This window comes from Streptomyces sp. NPDC059010, assembly GCF_042740355.1.
Taxonomy (GTDB): Bacteria; Actinomycetota; Actinomycetes; order Streptomycetales; family Streptomycetaceae; genus Streptomyces.
The window spans coordinates 55,219-72,450 of sequence record NZ_JBHYJA010000049.1 but is presented as its reverse complement, the minus strand read 5'-3'; the positions used below and the strand labels follow the sequence as shown (position 1 = coordinate 72,450).

Here is a 17,232-nt window from a genome sequence, read left to right as displayed (position 1 = left end):
GGTTCGCCCCCCGGGGGGGGGGGGGGCCCCCGGTGCGGGCCCACCCCCGGGGGGGGGGGGGGGTTGGCGGGGGGGGGGGGCCCCGGGCCCGCCCCGGCTCGGGGGCCCGGCGCCGGTGAGGTTGCGCTGGAGGAACGACCGGCAGTAGGCGGGGTGTCCGTCCAGGCAGTTCTCGCAGGCGCCGCAGTGGTCGAACGACAGCAGGACGTGGGAGCCCACCGGCGGCTCCGTCACGCCGGGCCCGAGGGCCTCGACGACCCCGGCTCCCTCGTGGCCCGCGATGATCGGCGGCCGGGCGAAAAAGCCCTCGCCGCGCGGCAGTACGTCCGTGTGGCAGAAGCCCACCGCGGCGATGCGCACGAGCACCTGCCCCGGCCCCGGATCGGCGATGTCGACCTCTTCGACGACGAAGGGCCCGTCACCGGCCCTGAGTACAGCTGCCTGCATGCGCATGTCCGCTCCCGGGGGTCCGTCCGCGTAGGGGTCCGCGCGTATCGGTCCGCGTACCGTGACCGACACTACTGTTGACCGTACGAGCGGTCAACAGTAGCTTCATAGCTACCACCCGCACGACGAAGGAGCCGAGCGTGGCCCTCCCCGTACAGTCACCGGAGATCCTGGATCAGCCGGAGCAGGAGGCCGCCGCGGTCCTGCGCCGCGAGGGTCCGGTCGCCGTGATCACCCTCAACCGGCCCCGGGCGATGAACGCGGTCAACGCGGCGATGTCGGCGGCCGTCGGCAACGCGCTGCGGGAACTCGACGAGGACCCGGAGCTGAGCGTCGGCGTGATCACCGGGGCGGGGCGGGCCTTCTGCGCCGGCGCCGACCTGAAGGAGCTGGGGGCCGGCCGGCCGGTCAGTGCGCCCGGGCATCCCGAATGGGGGTTCGCCGGGCTGGTGCGCCACGTCGTCGACAAGCCGCTCATCGCCGCCGTCAACGGCTTCGCGCTCGGCGGCGGCACCGAGATCGTGCTCGCCTGCGATCTCGCGGTGATCAGCGAGGACGCGCAGCTCGGGCTGCCCGAGGTGAAGCGCGGGCTCGTCGCCGCCGCCGGTGGGCTGCTGCGGCTGCACCGGCAGATCCCGCCCAAGGTCGCGGCCCACGCCGCACTGACCGGTGAGCCGCTGGACGCGGTCACCGCGCTGCGCTGGGGCCTGGTCAACGAGGTCGTGCCCGCGGACCAGGTGGTCGACCGTGCCCTGCGGCTGGCCCGGCAGATCGCGGGCAACGCGCCGCTGGCCGTCCGGGCGAGCAAACGGATCATGCGGCGCAGCGCCGAGTACGGCTCCGACTGGGGCCCGGCGATCTGGGACATGAACGAGGCCGAGTTCGGCGAGGTCCGCCGCAGCGAGGACGCCAAGGAAGGCCCGCGGGCCTTCGCCGAGAAGCGCCCGCCCTTGTGGCAGGGCAAGTGACAGCCAAGGAGACAGCGGTGCAGTCAGCGGTGATCGTCGATGTCGTACGTACGCCCTCCGGCAAGGGCAAGCCGGGCGGCGCGCTGTCCGGAACGCACCCGGTGGAGCTGCTCGCCACAGTGCTGAGCGCACTGCTGCGGCGCAACGACCTCGACCCGGCTCTGGTGGACGACGTGATCGCCGGGTGCGTCGGGCAGAACGGTGAGCAGGCGCTCAACATCGCGCGCAACGCGGTGCTGGCCGCCGGGCTTCCCGAGACGGTGCCGGCCACGACCGTCGACCGGCAGTGCGGATCCAGCCAGCAGGCCGCGCACTTCGCGGCGCAGGGCGTGCTGGCGGGCGCGTACGACATCGCGATCGCCTGCGGTGTCGAGTCCATGAGCCGGGTGCCGATGTTCTCCGCCGTCCAGGGCAGCGACCCGTACGCCCCGCTCGCCTCGCGGTATCCCGACGGCCTGATCCAACAGGGTGTCTCGGCGGAGCTCATCGCCGCTCGCTGGAAGATCGACCGGCAGGAGCTCGACGCCTTCGCCGCGCGCTCCCATCGGCTCGCCGCCGCGACCGCCGCGTCGGGCGGCTTCGACGGCGAGATCGTCCCGGTCGGCGGCCATGACACGGACGAGACGGTCCGGCCGACCACCACCCCTCAGGCCCTGGCCGGACTGAAGCCGGCGTTCCTCGACGACGCCACGGGCAGGCGCTTCCCGGAGATCGACTGGCGTGTCACCGCGGGCAACTCCTCCCCGTTCACCGACGGCGCCTCCGCCGCGCTCATCATGAGTGAGGACAAGGCCGCCGCCCTGGGCCTGCGCCCCCGCGCACGGTTCCACTCCTTCTCGGTGACCGGCAGCGACCCGCTGCTGATGCTCACCGGCGTGATCCCGGCCACCGTCCGCGTGCTGGAGCGGGCGGGTCTGGCCATCGACGACATCGACGCCTTCGAGGTCAACGAGGCCTTCGCCGCGGTGCCGTTGGTGTGGCAGCGGGAGACCGGAGCCGACCCGGACCGGGTGAACCCGCGCGGCGGTGCCATCGCCCTCGGCCATCCCCTCGGGGCCTCCGGCACCCGGCTGCTGACCACCCTGGTCAACCACCTGGAGGCCACCGGCGGCCGTTACGGCCTGCAGACCATGTGCGAGGGCGGGGGCATGGCCAACGCCACGATCATCGAGCGGCTCTGAGCCCTCCCCCGTTCGAGCAACTCCCCTCCACGCAGCTCCCAGTTCGAGCACCTCCCAAGGAGACCCATCATGCATCTCTCTGGCAGCGCCGCCCTCGTCACCGGCGGCGCCTCCGGGCTCGGGCTGGCCACCGCGCGGCGCCTTGCGGCGGCCGGGGCCCTGGTCGTCATCGCCGACCTCCCCTCCTCGGCGGGCGAGGCGGTCGCCAAGGACCTCGACGGCCAAGCCGTCTTCGCGCCCGCCGATGTCACCGACCCCGAGCAGGTCGCGGCCGCGCTCGACCTCGCCGGGGACGCGGCACCACTCCGAGTGGTCGTCAACTGCGCGGGCATCGGCGACCCCGGCCGCACCGTCGGCAGGGACGGACCGCTGGCGCTGGAGCGCTTCCGCCGGGTGGTGGAGATCAACCTGGTCGGCACGTTCAACGTGATCCGGCTCGCCGCGCAGCGGATGCAGGACACCGAGCCGACCGCGCCGCAGGGCGAGGAACGCGGCGTCATCGTCAACACCGCCTCCGTGGCGGCGTTCGACGGACAGATCGGGCAGGCCTCGTACGCGGCCTCCAAGGGCGGCATCGTCGGCATGACCCTGCCGATCGCGCGGGAGCTGGCCGCGAGCCTGATCCGTGTGGTCACCATCGCCCCGGGTCTGTTCGCCACCCCGATCCTGAACGGGCTGCCGGACGAGGCGCGTCGTTCGCTCGGCGCCCAGGTGCCGCACCCCAGCCGACTCGGCGATCCCGACGAGTACGCCGCACTGGTCGAGCACATCGTCGCCAACCCGATGCTCAACGGCGAGGTCATCCGCCTCGACGGCGCGATCCGCATGGCACCGCGCTGACGCGGTCCGGCCCCGGCGCGCGACCACCTACCCCCGACGTACCCCGACCCCGACCCCGACCGCACGATCGAGAGGCGCCGCCACCGTGCACATCCCCATCGACATCGATCCCTCCGTCGCCGAACTCGCCCAACGCACCCGACAGTTGGTGCGTGACATGGTGATCCCCGTGGAGACCGAGACCGGCGGCCGGGTCCACGACGGCCCCGAGAAGGTACGGCGCCGGTTGCAGGACGCCGCCCGCGAGGCAGGCCTGCTCGCCCCGCACGTCGGCCGGGACTGGGGCGGGCTCGGCCTGAACACCCTCGCCCAGGCCGTCGTCTTCGAGGAGGCGGGCTACTCCCTGCTCGGTCCGCTCGCCCTGAACATCGCGGCACCGGACGAGGGCAACATGCACCTCCTGGAGAAGGTCGCCACCGAGGAGCAGAAGCGGCGCTACCTGGCCCCGCTGGCCGCCGGTGAGATCCGGTCCTGCTTCGCGATGACGGAGCCGGCCCCGGGCGCGGGTTCGGACCCCAGCGCGCTGGCAACGACGGCCACGCGAGTCCCCGGAGGCTGGCGCATCGACGGCCGCAAGTGGTTCATCAGCGGCGCGCGGGGTGCCGGATTCGCCATCTGCATGGGCCGTACCAGCGGTGCGCCGGGCGACCGGGGCGGGGCGACCATGTTCCTGGTCGACGCCGACCGGCCCGGCATGACGATCGAGCGGGACATCGACACCCTCGACGAGGGCCTGTTCGGGGGCCACAGCGAGATCGTCTTCGACGGCTGTGTCGTCGGCGACGAACAGGTCCTCGGTGAGGTCGACCGGGGGTTCGAGTACGCGCAGGTGCGGCTGGCGCCGGCCCGGCTGACGCACTGCATGCGCTGGCTCGGCCTGGCGCGGCGCGCGCAGGACATCGCGCTGGAGCGGGCGAGCACCCGCGAGGCCTTCGGCTCGCGGCTCGCCGAACTCGGCATGGTCCAGCAGCAACTGGCCGACTCCGAGATCGACTTGGCAGCCAGTAGGGCGCTCATCCACGACACGGCACGGGTCCTGGACAGTGGGGCACGCGGCGCCCAGGAGTCCGCGATCGCCAAGACGTTCGTCGCTGAGGCGGTGGGCCGCGTCGTGGACCGGTCCGTGCAGATCTGCGGCGCCCTGGGGATCTCCTCCGACGTCCCGCTCTCCCGCTTCCTGCGCGAGGTCAGGGCCTTCCGCATCTACGACGGCCCCTCCGAGACCCACCGCTGGGCCATCGCTCGACGCGCCGTCAGCCGCCACGCACGCCACCGTGAGGAGACCGCGACATGACCGCGACGGACATCACCACGTCGGCCGGGTCGCCGATCGGCCTGGACGTCGACGCGCTGGGGAAGTGGCTCGGCGAGCTCGTCCCCGACCTCGACGGACCCGTACGGGCCCGCCTCCTCCAGGGCGGCAGGTCGAACCTGACGTACGAGATCCAGGCGGGCCCGCACCACTGGGTGCTGCGTCGCCCGCCGCTGGGCACTCTGACGCCCAGCGCCCATGACATGGCACGCGAGTACCGCGTCGTCGCCGCCTTGCACGGCACCGGCGTTCCGGTGGCGGCGCCGGTCGGCCTGTGCGAGGACCGCTCGGTCATCGGGGCCCCGTTCGCGGTGGTGGAGTTCGTCGACGGGACGGTCGTCCGCAGCGCCCAGGACGCCGCGTCGCTCAGCGCCGACGAGCAGCGCGGGTGTGCGCTGGCCCTCGTGGACCGGTTGGCAGCGCTCCACGCGGTGGACCCCGCGGCGGTGGGGCTGGGGGAGTTCGGCCGTCCCGAGGGCTATCTGACGCGCCAACTGAAGCGCTGGCGCGGCCAGTGGGGCCTGGTCAGGACCAGGGAGACACCCCTCGTGGACCAACTGTTCACGGCCCTGGTCGACCGGCTGCCCACAAAAGGCCCGAGCGGCATCGTGCACGGGGACTACCGCCTGGACAACACCCTCCTCGACCGCGCCGACCCGGAGCTGGTCCGCGCGATCGTCGACTGGGAGATGGCCACGCTCGGCGACCCGCTGACGGACCTGGGCATGCTGCTCGTCTACTGGGACCCCGTCAGCGAACCGGTGCTCGGCGTGCGGCACATCCTGCACGGCAACCCCGGCTTCCCCACCGCGGGCGAACTCGCCGAGCACTACGCCCACCGGACCGGCGCGGACCTGAGCCAACTGCCCTTCTACCAGGCGCTCGGCTACTTCAAGCTCGCCGTGATCGCGGAAGGCATCCACGCCCGCCACCTCGCGGGGCAGACCGTCGGCGACGGCTTCCACACCGTCGGCGACGCCGTACTGCCCCTGCTGCGGGCGGGGTCCGCCGCACTGACCGGACAGGAAGCGACATGACCCGCACCGCACTCATCGCCGGAGCCTCCCGCGGCATCGGTGCGGCCGTCGCGCGCCGCCTCGCCGCCGACGGCTGGGATCTGAGCCTCGCCGCCCGCTCCCCCGAACCCTTGCGCGCGCTGGCCGACGAACTGCGCGCCGAGTACGGAGTGCGCGTGCACACGGCGCCGGGCGACATGGCCGAGGAGGCCGACGTCCGCGACGTGGCGCGGCAGCACCTCGCGGCGTACGACGGCCGGCTGGACGCGCTCGTGCTCAGCGCCGGGATGGGGCAGACGGGCGCGATCGCCGACTTTCCCCTGGCCCGGCTGGACAAGCAGTACGCCGTCAACCTGCGTGCCCCGTTCCAGCTGGTCCAGGAATGCCTGCCCGCGCTGCGCGCCACGGCCTCCCGGCCCCGGGACAGCACCGGCGTACGCCACGGCACCAGAGTGGTGGCCATCGCCTCCATCACCGGCGTCACCGCCGAGCCGTCGCTGGCGGCCTACGCGGCGACCAAGGCGGCCGTGCTGTCACTGTGCGAGTCGGTCAACGTGGAGGAGTCCGAGGCCGGCGTCTCCGCCTGTGCGGTGGCACCCGGGTACGTCGACACCGACATGACGTCATGGATGCACGAGCGGCTGGCCCCGGAGGACATGATCACGGCGGGGGACGTCGCGGACATGGTCTCGTCCGTGGTCGGACTGTCCCGTACGGCCGTGGTCCCCAGCATCGTGATCACCAGACCGGGCCGTCGTCTCTGGCGGGCCTGAGAGCCGGCGCCCGTCGAGGCCGGACAGGCGGGAATTCCACCCGTCCACTCTATTGACCGTACAAGCGGTCAGTCCTACTGTGGCCGCACCGCACTCCCCTGAGAGCCGGTCCGGCGGCCACTCCCCGCACCGCCCCGCGACCCGCCGGGGCAGAACCTTCCGCCACCGACCCACACTCGCCGCCTCTCTCCCGCCGTTTCGGACAACGGCCCGCGGCCAGTACCGGAGGAATCGAACATGGCGACAGCAACACCGAACGCAGCCGAGAACACCGACTGCCCCGCACCCGGCAGCGATCTGCACGGCATCCTTGACTTCCGGAACGAGACCGCGCCGGACGCCGAAGCTCTGTCGGAGGGCGACCGGCGGTGGACCTGGAGCGGTCTTGCAGACCGGGTCTCCCGTCTGGCCGCCGCACTGGCCGCGGACGGTCTGCGCCCCGGCGAACACTTCGCGACCCTCAACAAGAACAGCTCCGCCACGATCGAGGCCACGTTCGCGGCGGCCAGGGACGGGTACGCACACGTCATCGTCAACTGGCGCCTGAGCCCCGGCGAGGTCGAGTACGTTCTCGCCGACTCGCAGGCCCGCATCCTGCTCGTCGGCGCCGAGTTCCTCCCGCAACTGGAACAGATCCGGGACCGGCTGCCCCACCTGACGAAGGTCATCGTCGTCGGGGGCGACGCCGACGAGTACGAGAGCTGCCTTGCGTCGGCCGCGCCGCTGCCCCGCGGCCACCGTCCCGAGCCGGACGACTGCGTACTCCTGCTCTACACCTCCGGCACCACCGGATTCCCCAAGGGCGCGATGCTCACCCACCGCAGCCTGGGAGCGCACTGCGTCTCGGCCGCGGAGGCGTTCGGCTTCTCCCACGACAGCGTGAACATGGTGGCCATGCCGCTGTTCCACGTCGGCGGCATCAGCTGGGCCCTGATCGGCCTCTGGACGGGCGCCCGCACGGTCCTGGTCCGGGACGTGGTCCCGGCCGCCGTCCTGGACCGGATCCGGCGGGAAGGTGTCACCCACGCCTTCTTCGTCCCGACGGTCTACGAGTACTTCCTGGCCACGCCCGAACTCGACACGGCGGACCTGTCCAGCCTGCGGTGCCTGGGCTACGGCGGATCCCCGATGCCGCTGCCGCTGATGCGACGGTGCCTGGAGAGGTTCCCCACGCAGGACTTCTACCAGGTGTACGGGATGACCGAGGCGTCCGGGGTGTTCAGCGTCCTGGGACCGGACGCCCACCGCGACCCGGACCGGAGCCACCTGCTCACCTCGGCCGGCAGGCCGGTGGCGGGCGTCCAGGTCCGGGTGGCCAGCCCGCTCACGGGCGAAGAGGTGCCGGCCGGTCGGACCGGCGAATTCTGGATCAGGTCCGCGCAGGTCATGGCCGGTTACTGGGACAAGCCGGACGCCACCGCCGAGTCCTTCAGCGGCGGCTGGTTCCGCACCGGAGACGCCGGCTTCATGGACGACGACGGCTTCCTCTTCATCCGCGACCGCGTCAAGGACATGATCATCTCGGGTGGCGAGAACATCTACCCAGCCGAGGTCGAGCGGGTCATCAACCAGCACCCCGCCGTGGCCGACGTGTGCGTCATCGGAGTTCCCGACCCCACCTACGTCGAGGCGGTCAAGGCCGTCGTCACCGTGGCGTCCGGTGCCGCGGTCGACGCCGCCGAACTCATCGCCTTCTGCCGTGCGCGCCTGGCCGCCTACAAGTGCCCCAAGACGGTGGAGATCGTCCAGGAACTGCCCCGCACCGCCACGGGCAAGGTGCTCAAGCGCGAGCTGCGCAAGGCGTACGCGAACGACACCGACAACACCTGAACCACAAGCAAGGGATCTGACGATGAGCTACTTCACCAGCGCGGAAGAGGTCTACCTCTACCTCGGCGGCGTCTTCCGGGAGGCCAACACCCACCCCGAGGTCGGCCCGGTCCTCAAGGCCTCCGGCATCACCCTCCGGCTCGACTACACGGGCCCGGACTCGTCCATCACGGTGCTCATGAAGGAGCCCGAGATCGTCGTCATCGAGGGCGAGAACGACCACGAACCCGATGTCCGGCTCGCGATGTCAGCCGACAACGGCAACAAGTTCTGGCGCGGCGAGTACAACGTCGCGGTCGGACTGGCCAAGGGACAGGTCAAGGCCAAGGGCCCGGTCACCCAGATCCTCAAGCTGGTGCCGCTGACCAAGCCGTTGTTCCCGGTCTATCGCGAACTCGTCGGCAAGAAGGACGCCGGTAACTGAGCCCCCTCGACACCCCAAGGCAGGTCGGTCAATGACGACAGATACCAAGTACTACCGGATGTACATCGACGGCGCGTGGGTGGACGCGGCCGGCGACCCGTTCGAGATGGTCGATCCCGCCACGGGCCAGGTGTTCGCCACGGCGGCCAGGGGGCGGACCGAGCACGCCGACCTCGCGGTGGCCGCCGCGAAGCGGGCCCACGAGCGCGGCGAGTGGCGCGGCAAGAGCCCCGAGGAACGGGCGGAGGTGATGTCGGCGATCGTCGCGAAGCTCTCCGAGCGGATGGACGAACTCGTCGAGCTGCACATCAAGGAGAACGGCGTCACGATCCGGCAGGCCATGGCCTTCCACGTCGGCTACTCCATCTCCCATCTCCAGTACTTCGCCGACCTGGCCCGGAGTTACGCCTTCGAGCGCCCCGGCCCGCAGCTGTCCTATCCCACGCTCGCCACCGGAGTGGTCCGCAGGGAGCCCATCGGCGTCGTGGCCGGCATCGTGCCCTGGAACTTCCCCCTCCTGCTGGCCGTCTGGAAGCTCGGCCCCGCCCTCGCCGCGGGCAACTGCATCGTCCTCAAGCCGGACGAGAAGACCCCCCTCACCCTCCTCGCCCTCGCCGAGGCCGCCCACGAGGTCGGACTCCCGCCGGGCGTCCTCAACATCGTCACCGGGGAGGGCGAGGAAGTGGGCGCGCGGCTGGCCGTACATCCGGACGTACGCAAGATCGCCTTCACCGGCTCGACCGCCGTCGGCCGCGAGATCAGCAGGCTGGCGGCCGACAACGTCAAGCGGGTCACCCTGGAACTCGGCGGCAAGGGCGCCAACATCGTGCTCGCCGACGCCGACCTCGACACGGCGGTCGACGGCGCCCTGTTCGCCTGCATGCTCTACTCGGGGCAGGCCTGCGAGTCCGGCACCAGACTGCTGCTCCCCGAGGCTCTGCACGACGACTTCGTCGCCCGGCTCGTCGAGCGGGCCAGGACGATGAAGATCGGCGATCCGGCCGAGTTCGACACCGACCTCGGCCCTGTCGTCTCCGCCGAACAGCGCGAGCGCATCCTCGGATACATCGAGCTGGGGCAGAAGGAAGGCGCCACCCTCGCCTACAGCGGTTCCGTGCCCGAGGGCCCGGGGTTCTGGGTGGGGCCCACCATCTTCACAGGTGTCCGCCCGGACATGCGCATCGCCCAGGAGGAGATCTTCGGCCCCGTCCTCTGCGTCATCCCCTACGGCAGCGTCGACGAGGCGGTCGCCATCGCCAACGACAGCGAGTACGGGCTGTCGGCGGGGGTCTGGGGCGAGGACGTCGACGCCGCCCTCGAGGTGGCGCGCCGCCTGGAGTCAGGCACCGTGTGGGTCAACGACTGGCACATGGTCAGCGTCGAGTACCCCTTCGGCGGCGTCAAGCAGAGCGGCCAGGGCCGCGAACTCGGCCCCCACTCGCTCGACGAGTACACCGAGGAGAAGTTCGTCCACATCGACCTGTCGCGCCGGCTGGACCGACGGGTCTACGACCTCGTACTGCCGCCCGTCGCGGACCGCACCAAGGAGAACGTATGAAGGGGAACGCCGCCGTCCTGAGGGAACCCGGCGCCGAACTGACGATCGAGGAGGTCGAGTTCGGCGCGCTGGCCCCGGACGAGGTACTGGTCAGGATCGCGGGCGTCGGCGTCTGTCACACCGACCTCACCGCACAGTCCGGCGGTGTCCCGCTGCCGCTCCCGGTCGTGCTCGGCCACGAGGGCGCGGGCGTGGTCCACGCCGTCGGGGACGCTGTCGAGACGCTCTCGGTGGGCGACCACGTCGTCCTGAGCTTCGACTCCTGCCGGGAATGCGCGACCTGCGAGGCCGGGCACCCCGCCTACTGCGAACTGTTCGCCGCGCTGAACTACTTCGGCACCCGCCTCGACGGGACCGCGACCATGAGCCGCGGCGACGAGGACGTCCACGGCAGCTGGTTCGGCCAGTCCTCGTTCGGCGCGTACGCGGTGGCGAGCGTCCGCAACACGGTCAAGGTCGACGACGACGTGCCGCTCGACATCCTCGGCCCGCTCGGCTGCGGTCTGATGACCGGCGCCGGCACCGTGTTCAACGTGCTCCGGCCCGCCGCCGGCCAGAGCCTGGGCGTCTTCGGTCTCGGCGCGGTCGGACTGAGCGCGGTCATGGCGGCCAAGGCGGCCGGGTGCACGACCATCGTCGCGGTCGACCTCAATCCGGAACGGCTGAAGCTGGCCACCGACCTCGGCGCAACCCACGTGATCGATCCGTCGCAGACCAAGGACGTGGGCTGGGCCATCACCGAGATCACCGGAACCGGGCTGGACTTCACCGTCGACGCCGTGGGCCTCGGATCCGTCGTACGCCAGGCGGTGGAGGCCCTGCGCTCCCCCGGCGTCTGCGCCACGCTCGGACTCCAGGGCCTGGAGAACGAGATGACCATCGACCAGGGGCATCTCCTCATCGGCCGCACCCTGACCGGCGTCATCGAGGGCGACGCGGACCCGCACGACCTCATCCCCAGGCTCATCAAGCTCTGGCGGGCAGGCGACTTCCCCTTCGACCGGCTGGTCGAACGCCGCCCCTTCCGCGAGATCAACGAAGCGATCGCGTCCGCCCGCTCCGGGCAGGTCATCAAGCCCGTACTGGTCTTCGACGCCCCCTGACACGGCACAACGAACGGTGAGGAGCCGTCACATGACAACCGAGACCGATGTGACCCCTGTGTCCGACGTGTCCGAGGACTTCGTCGTCGACTTCTTCGCACATGTCGATGCCCATGACTTCGACTGGGTCGAGCAGGTCCTGCATCCGGAGTGCGTCATCGAGGCACCGGGGTTCCAGCAGAAGGGACCCGAGATGGTCACCATCTGGATGGCCGGGTTCTTCGCCGCCTTCCCCGACCTCGCGCACCGGCCGCACCGGATCGTCACCGCGCGGGACGAGATCGCCCTTGAGCTGGAGGTGACCGGCACCCACACCCAGGACCTCGCGGCGCCCGACGGCAACGCGATCCCTCCGACAGGACGGTCCATCCGGATCGGGCTGGCCGAGTTCTGGCGCCTGCGCGACGGGCGGGTCAGCGAATACCGCGTGTACTACGACCACTTCGAATTCCTCACGCAGCTCGGCCTGACGAACTGACGTACTGAGGACCAACGATGTTGAGCGGGGCGCGTCCGACCGAGGGCGCGCCCACGGCCGCGCACTCCTGACAGGGTGCCATTCGCCTCATAACGCGAGGTGAATTCCGTCGAACGGCCCTGCTCGGCCGCCTCCACGGTGTCCCAGGTGCCCCGAGGCGTGTCCACCCCCCGAAACGGGCTTCCAGACTGCCCCGTTCACTACGGGCGCACGGGCGTCCGTCGCCCCGCGCGACAGTGTCGTCTCCCTCAACTGCCCAGCCATGGGCAGGACTTGCTTGAGCGCCACTCAAGGGCCCCTGCGGACACCCATGAACTCGTCGAGGTACCCGGGATCTCCAGTTCGGCGTTGGTGACGGCGAGCCGACCGAGGGCTGCCCTTATGCCGGCGCCGCTGAATGGCAGTTCCGCGGTGTACCGGATGTTGCGAGAGCGCCGGCCGCCGCGCGAGGCGGCGGGGCCTCTGCCACATGGCCCGACCACCGCGCAGCTCCTGGACGGTCCCTGAAACGCTCGGCAGGTCGGTCTCGGCCAGGAACCATCAATCCCGGGCCGTCACGCATCAGCCGTCCCGCCTGAAGACATTTCCGCAGGCCATGATCACAAAAGACGACCGCCACCAGCAGCGAAGAATCCGATGGTCAGCCCGCCGCCCCTGGCAGCCGACCACCGCCACTCAGTGCCTCTTCAGGGACTCATCGGCCCGACTGCTCGCCGCGCCACCCCCATCCGCAAGGCATACCAGCACGCGACCTCACACCACCCTGACCAGCAGCAACACGCTCGACAACCTATTGATCCGAAACTCAAAGGGTTCTATTCGAGGATGTAGCGGACGTGTGGTCCGCCGAAGTAGCCGCGGACGATGTGCGGCTGGCGTTGGCGGCGTTGGAAGAACCGGCGGGTCTCGGCGGCGAGTTGGGCCTGATCACGGGCCCGGCTGTGCATCGGAAGGCTCCGTTTGAGGTCGGCGTTGACCAGCTCGTCGGGGTTCAGCTCCGGCGAGTACGACGGCAGGAAGTGCAGCTCGATCCGGTCCGGGTGATCGGCCAGCCAGGCACGGACCTTGCGGGAGCGGTGTGCGGAGTGGCCGTCCAGTACGAGGTGGACCTTGCGGTCGAAGTGGCCCGCGAGGCGGTCCAGGAAGCGGCACATCACGTCGGCGTCGAAGGTCTCGGTGAACACCATGAAGTGCATGCGGCCCTTGGTCTGATCGCGGACATCGCGTTGACCGAGAAGCGGTTGCCGGTGCGGCGCACGACGGGGGTGCATCCTTTGGCGCCCCAGGTGCGGCCGGTGACCTGGTCGGAGCGGATGCTGACCTGGTCGGCGATGAGCACCTCACCGCCCTCGGCCTTCGCCCGCGCGCGGATCGCCGGCCAGGTCTCCTCCCGTCAGAGCCGGACCGCTTCCGCGTCCTGCTCGACGGCCCGTTTGTCCGGGCGCTGGAAGGACAGGCCCCAGCGGCGCAGGTGACGCGGCGTACATCTCCCAGGGTGTGGGGGGGGCCCCGGGGGGTGGAGGGGCCCCCCCCCCCCCCCGACCAAACACAAAGACCACCAGAGGGCGCCCGAGGGGCTCTGGGGTGGGGGGGGGGGTCTGCTCCCCCCCCCCCGCGTGGGTGTGCGTCGGGGGCCCCACCGCCGTGGTGGCCTCCTTCTCGTTGCTGCGCGCCCCCCACCCCCGACCCATCGACTATTCCACTAGTCCACTAGGCGGCTAGCTAGTCGACTAGTGGGCCGGACTGGAGTACCCCATGCCCGATCTCTCGCGCCACGCCCGTCAGCTGCGTGAACTCGCTGACGCTCTCGGAGCGCAATCCGACCTGACTGACGACCCGTTGGCGCCTCATCCGGACACATTGGAGGTCATCAACGGCCGCCACATCAGTCGTGGGCAGATCAACTACGCCGTCCCCGACGCTCTCCAACTGCAGCGGCGCATCCGCCGCTATCACGCGGACCACGGTGTGCAGCACGGCGACATCGTCGCGCTTACTCTTGATGCCTTCCTACGCGCCAAGGGCTACCCGCCGGACACCAAGCCACCGTGACAGACACATCATGAGCAGGTTGGACAATCGACTCTTACTGAAAGGCCATCGGTGGACACCCCGGGAGTTGGCCGAACGCGTGATGGCCGACGGCAGGCATCTGGCCCGGCTCGCGCTCAACCCGACGTTCCCCGCAGACCTCGCGGCCCGGCTGGCCGGTCACGAGGATCCGCAGGTGCGGCTCGCCCTCTCCGCGGGGCCGGAGCTGACGGAGGCTCAGCGGGCCGCGATCGACTGGACGGTGGCGCCCGAGGACCGGCTGGACGTGCTGAAGTGGGTGTGGCGCTCGCGCGAGGACAAGGACGTGCTGCGCCGCTGCGCGCACTCGGCGCACACCTGGCTGCGGCGCACCGCCGCGCTGTGCGAGGAACTGCCCGAGGACTGAGTGCAACTCCTCGCAGAGGACGAGGTTTTCGCCGTACGGCTGTTGCTCGCCGAGTGGCATCCGACAGCACCGCCGGAGCTGCTGTACGACCTGTATCTGCACGGCACGCGCCGTGCCGTCGGCATGCTCGTCGCGCCCGGCCGGGGTTCCCTTCGGCCGGGCTGGCAGCGCGCTGCGCAGGCGCGGAGGATCCGAGGGAGCGCGCTCTCGCGCTGCGTGATCCGGCCGCCTCGCCGTCCCTGGTCGAGCGGCTCAGCCGGGACACGGACGCGGGCGTGCGCAGGGTGGCGGCCCACGATCCCCGGCTGCCGGTGGTCCGGCTGGGCGAGCTGCTCGACGACCGGGAGGTGGGCAGTGCGGCAGCGGCCACCCCCTCGTTGCCCGTGACGGAGATGTGGGCCCTGCTCGACCGGGCGGGGGTACCAGAGCTGCCGGCCGACCGGTGAAACCGTATGCGCACCTCAGCACGCGACCCAGGCTCCCTCCTTCGCCGACTGGAGTGCCGCGTCGGTGAGATGGGCGGCGCGTGCTCCGTCCTGGAACAGGGGCAGGCCCTCTCGGTGCTCGCCCTTCACCGTGGCGTAGGTATCGGCGATGAAGGCGTTGAAGCAGTCCTGGAAACCCTGCGGGTGTCCGGCAGGCAGCGGCGAGTACGGCTTGGCTGCCTCGGACAGGGTCACGGGGTCACGGACCAGGGCCTGGGAACCCTCGCGGGCTCCGAGCCAGAGTCGTTCCGGGCTCTCCTGGTCGAAGGCGAGGCTGCCCGTGGCGGCGGAGATCTCGAGGAAGAGCCGGTTCTTTCGGCCGGGGGCTACCTGACTGACGGCGACCGAGCCGAGGGCGCCGGAGGCGGTGGCGAACTGGATGGTGGCGAGGTCCTCGGTGAGGACGGGGCCGCTGGTCACCCGGTCGGCGACCACCACGGAGGTCTGGGCGCAGAGCTTGGTGATCCGCTCCCCCGTCACGAACTCGACCAGGTCGAACCAGTGGGATCCGATGTCACCGATGGTCCGGCCGGGGCCGCCCTTGGCGGGGTCCACGCGCCAGTTGTCGTCGGTCGACTTGAGCAGCCAGTCCTGCAGGTAGCTGCCCTGGATCAGGCTGATCCGGCCCAGGTCGGCCAGCCGCGCCCTGGCCTCACGGACCATCGCATGGAAGCGGTACACGAACGGCACAGCGGCAACCAGCCTGGCGTCACGGGCACGCTCCGCCATCAAGGCGGCCGTCGGCGCGTCGGTCGCCAGTGGCTTCTCGCAGATCACTGCCAGCCCCGCGTCCAGCGCCTTGAGCGCCAGAGGAGCGTGCAGGTGGTTGGGGGTGCAGACGTGCACCACATCGACGAGCTCGGACTCGATGAGGTCCTCGGCCGACCCGAACGCTCGTTCAGCTCCGAAGAGCCGTCCCGCCTGGAGCGCCCTCTCCTCGTCCACATCCGCAACAGCCGCGAGCCGCGCTCCGGCCTGCCGAGCGGCCCGTGCGTGGATCTGGGCGATAAAGCCAGTTCCGATGATTCCAACACGGACTTCCGATGATTCTCGTCGTATATCCAGCATGACATGGATGCTATGGACGACTTATGCTGCCAGTCAAGCAAAAGCTTCGTGCTCGGTATGCTTTTGTCCATCGGTGAGCGTCACGACGACGAGGGGATGCGGAGTTGACCATCGAAGCGGCAGGCGCAGGCGCACTTCTGGCGATCCTGCGGCATGGCGAAGCCCTGACCCGTACCGAATTGATGCAGCTCACCGGTCTCGCCAGGTCCACGGTGTCCCAGCGGCTCGATGCCCTGCTCGACCATCGATGGATCATGCCGGCGGGTGACGCGATCTCCTCCGGAGGAAGGCCCGCCGTCGCGTTCACGTTCAACGCCGGGGCAAGAGTCGTGCTCGCCGCCGATCTCGGCGCCACGCACGCGCGGCTCGCCGTGACCGACCTGGCCACCCAGGTGCTGGCCGAGCGCAGCCAGGACAGGGCGATCACCGAGGGCCCCGAGCGGGTCTTGGAGTGGCTTGTCCAGGAGTTCGAGAGCCTGTTGAGGGAGAGCGGGCACACGCTGTCCGACATTTGCGGAGTCGGCATCGGCCTGCCGGGACCGGTCGAGCACTCGACGGGCCAGCCCGTCAACCCGCCGATCATGCCCGGCTGGGACGGTTTCGACGTACCGGGCTGGCTCGAACCACGCCTCGGCGCCCCCGTCCTCGTCGACAATGACGTCAACATCATGGCGCTCGGCGAGCATTGGGCGGTCAGCCCCGAGATCGGGCACATGCTCTTCGTGAAGGTCGGCACTGGAATCGGCTGCGGCATCATCACCGAACACCGCCTGCACCGTGGCGCCCAGGGAGCCGCAGGCGACATCGGGCACGTCCAGGTCACCACCGCGCCCGAGCGGGTCTGCCGGTGCGGCAACGTCGGCTGCCTGGAAGCCGTGGCCGGGGGCGCGGCGATCGCCGAGCGGTTGCGCGCCGGCGGCGAGGACACGGCTGACAGCCGGGACGTGGTCGCCCTGGTCCGGTCCGGAAACCCCGCGGCGATCCAGATGATCCGCCAGGCCGGACGGGACATCGGGGAGGTCCTGGCGTCGCTGGTGAACTTCTTCAACCCCGGCGCGATCGTCATCGGCGGCGACCTGTCCGAGGCCGGCGAGCATCTGCTGGCCGGCGTCCGTGAACTCATCTACAGCCGCTCCCTGCCCTTGGCCACCCAGCACCTCACGGTCCGCGTCCGCCAACTCGGCGACCGCGCCGGCGTCATAGGGGCGTCGGTCATGGTCCTGGAGCACGTCCTCAACCCCACCGCGGTGGACCGCTCGGTCGCGGGTGCGTAGCCCTGGATCGACACAGGTCTGGCCCCGCTGGCATGCGG

General features: G+C 70.8%; 17 protein-coding genes and 1 pseudogene. 15 read left to right on the top strand and 3 right to left on the bottom strand.

Features of this window, described 5'->3' with window-relative positions; translation table 11 throughout:
- Positions 1–447: alcohol dehydrogenase catalytic domain-containing protein (locus tag ACFWYS_RS38015; RefSeq protein ID WP_384779351.1), on the bottom strand; the 447-nt coding region annotated here is incomplete at its 3' end.
- Positions 448–587: 140 nt separating this feature from the next.
- Here ACFWYS_RS38015 and ACFWYS_RS38010 point away from each other — a divergent pair.
- From ACFWYS_RS38010 to ACFWYS_RS37960, 11 genes are all read left to right on the top strand, one after another.
- A complete protein-coding gene (locus ACFWYS_RS38010) occupies positions 588–1,415 on the top strand; it encodes a crotonase/enoyl-CoA hydratase family protein (RefSeq protein WP_384779348.1) in 828 nt (275 codons plus the stop codon).
- Between the two features lie 17 nt (positions 1,416–1,432).
- On the top strand, positions 1,433–2,596 hold the full coding sequence (locus tag ACFWYS_RS38005) for a thiolase family protein (RefSeq protein WP_384779345.1): 1,164 nt from the start codon (positions 1,433–1,435) through the stop codon (positions 2,594–2,596).
- Positions 2,597–2,665: 69 nt separating this feature from the next.
- A complete protein-coding gene (locus ACFWYS_RS38000) occupies positions 2,666–3,436 on the top strand; it encodes an SDR family NAD(P)-dependent oxidoreductase (RefSeq protein WP_384779342.1) in 771 nt (256 codons plus the stop codon).
- A gap of 91 nt (positions 3,437–3,527) precedes the next feature.
- Positions 3,528–4,730, top strand: a complete 1,203-nt coding sequence (locus tag ACFWYS_RS37995; protein WP_384779391.1) for an acyl-CoA dehydrogenase family protein — start codon at positions 3,528–3,530, stop codon at positions 4,728–4,730.
- Positions 4,727–5,785 (top strand): phosphotransferase family protein, encoded by a 1,059-nt coding sequence (locus tag ACFWYS_RS37990; protein WP_384779339.1) that lies wholly within the window; start codon positions 4,727–4,729, stop codon positions 5,783–5,785. Before ACFWYS_RS37995 ends, ACFWYS_RS37990 begins: the two co-directional genes overlap by 4 nt.
- Entirely contained in the window at positions 5,782–6,537 is a 756-nt protein-coding gene (locus ACFWYS_RS37985) for an SDR family NAD(P)-dependent oxidoreductase (protein ID WP_384779336.1), read from the top strand. The genes ACFWYS_RS37990 and ACFWYS_RS37985 overlap by 4 nt, the downstream gene beginning before the upstream one ends.
- Before the next feature lie 237 nt (positions 6,538–6,774).
- Positions 6,775–8,367, top strand: coding sequence for a long-chain-fatty-acid--CoA ligase (locus tag ACFWYS_RS37980; protein WP_384779333.1), 1,593 nt, complete (start codon positions 6,775–6,777; stop codon positions 8,365–8,367).
- Positions 8,368–8,389: 22 nt separating this feature from the next.
- Positions 8,390–8,791 (top strand): SCP2 sterol-binding domain-containing protein, encoded by a 402-nt coding sequence (locus tag ACFWYS_RS37975; protein WP_381307466.1) that lies wholly within the window; start codon positions 8,390–8,392, stop codon positions 8,789–8,791.
- A 31-nt stretch (positions 8,792–8,822) separates the two neighbouring features.
- On the top strand, positions 8,823–10,349 hold the full coding sequence (locus ACFWYS_RS37970; RefSeq protein WP_384779330.1) for an aldehyde dehydrogenase family protein: 1,527 nt from the start codon (positions 8,823–8,825) through the stop codon (positions 10,347–10,349).
- Positions 10,346–11,452 (top strand): NAD(P)-dependent alcohol dehydrogenase, encoded by a 1,107-nt coding sequence (locus ACFWYS_RS37965; protein WP_384779327.1) that lies wholly within the window; start codon positions 10,346–10,348, stop codon positions 11,450–11,452. The genes ACFWYS_RS37970 and ACFWYS_RS37965 overlap by 4 nt, the downstream gene beginning before the upstream one ends.
- Before the next feature lie 31 nt (positions 11,453–11,483).
- Positions 11,484–11,930, top strand: a complete 447-nt coding sequence (locus tag ACFWYS_RS37960) for an ester cyclase (protein WP_384779324.1) — start codon at positions 11,484–11,486, stop codon at positions 11,928–11,930.
- 815 nt (positions 11,931–12,745) lie between these two features.
- On the opposite strand, the pseudogene ACFWYS_RS37955 reads toward ACFWYS_RS37960, so the two are convergent.
- A pseudogene (locus ACFWYS_RS37955) lies at positions 12,746–13,407 on the bottom strand (IS630 family transposase); the annotation flags it as partial.
- Between the two features lie 278 nt (positions 13,408–13,685).
- Between ACFWYS_RS37955 and ACFWYS_RS37950 the strand changes: the two are divergent.
- From ACFWYS_RS37950 to ACFWYS_RS37940, 3 genes are all read left to right on the top strand, one after another.
- Positions 13,686–13,982 carry a hypothetical protein gene (locus ACFWYS_RS37950; protein ID WP_384779321.1) on the top strand — a complete coding sequence of 99 codons (297 nt, stop codon included), beginning with the start codon at positions 13,686–13,688 and terminating at the stop codon, positions 13,980–13,982.
- A gap of 67 nt (positions 13,983–14,049) precedes the next feature.
- The gene (locus tag ACFWYS_RS37945; protein WP_384779319.1) at positions 14,050–14,367 is read left to right on the top strand and encodes a hypothetical protein; all 318 of its coding nucleotides are present in this window, start codon (positions 14,050–14,052) and stop codon (positions 14,365–14,367) included.
- 275 nt (positions 14,368–14,642) lie between these two features.
- The gene (locus tag ACFWYS_RS37940; RefSeq protein WP_384779316.1) at positions 14,643–14,813 is read left to right on the top strand and encodes a hypothetical protein; all 171 of its coding nucleotides are present in this window, start codon (positions 14,643–14,645) and stop codon (positions 14,811–14,813) included.
- 15 nt (positions 14,814–14,828) lie between these two features.
- Here the strand turns inward: ACFWYS_RS37940 and ACFWYS_RS37935 are convergent, their stop codons facing one another.
- Positions 14,829–15,920: a Gfo/Idh/MocA family protein gene (locus ACFWYS_RS37935; protein ID WP_384779313.1), complete on the bottom strand. Its 1,092-nt coding sequence runs from the start codon at positions 15,918–15,920 to the stop codon at positions 14,829–14,831.
- A 104-nt stretch (positions 15,921–16,024) separates the two neighbouring features.
- Here ACFWYS_RS37935 and ACFWYS_RS37930 point away from each other — a divergent pair, with 104 nt between their 5' ends.
- Positions 16,025–17,194 carry an ROK family protein gene (locus tag ACFWYS_RS37930; protein ID WP_384779311.1) on the top strand — a complete coding sequence of 390 codons (1,170 nt, stop codon included), beginning with the start codon at positions 16,025–16,027 and terminating at the stop codon, positions 17,192–17,194.
- The last annotated feature ends 38 nt before the right edge of the window (positions 17,195–17,232 follow it).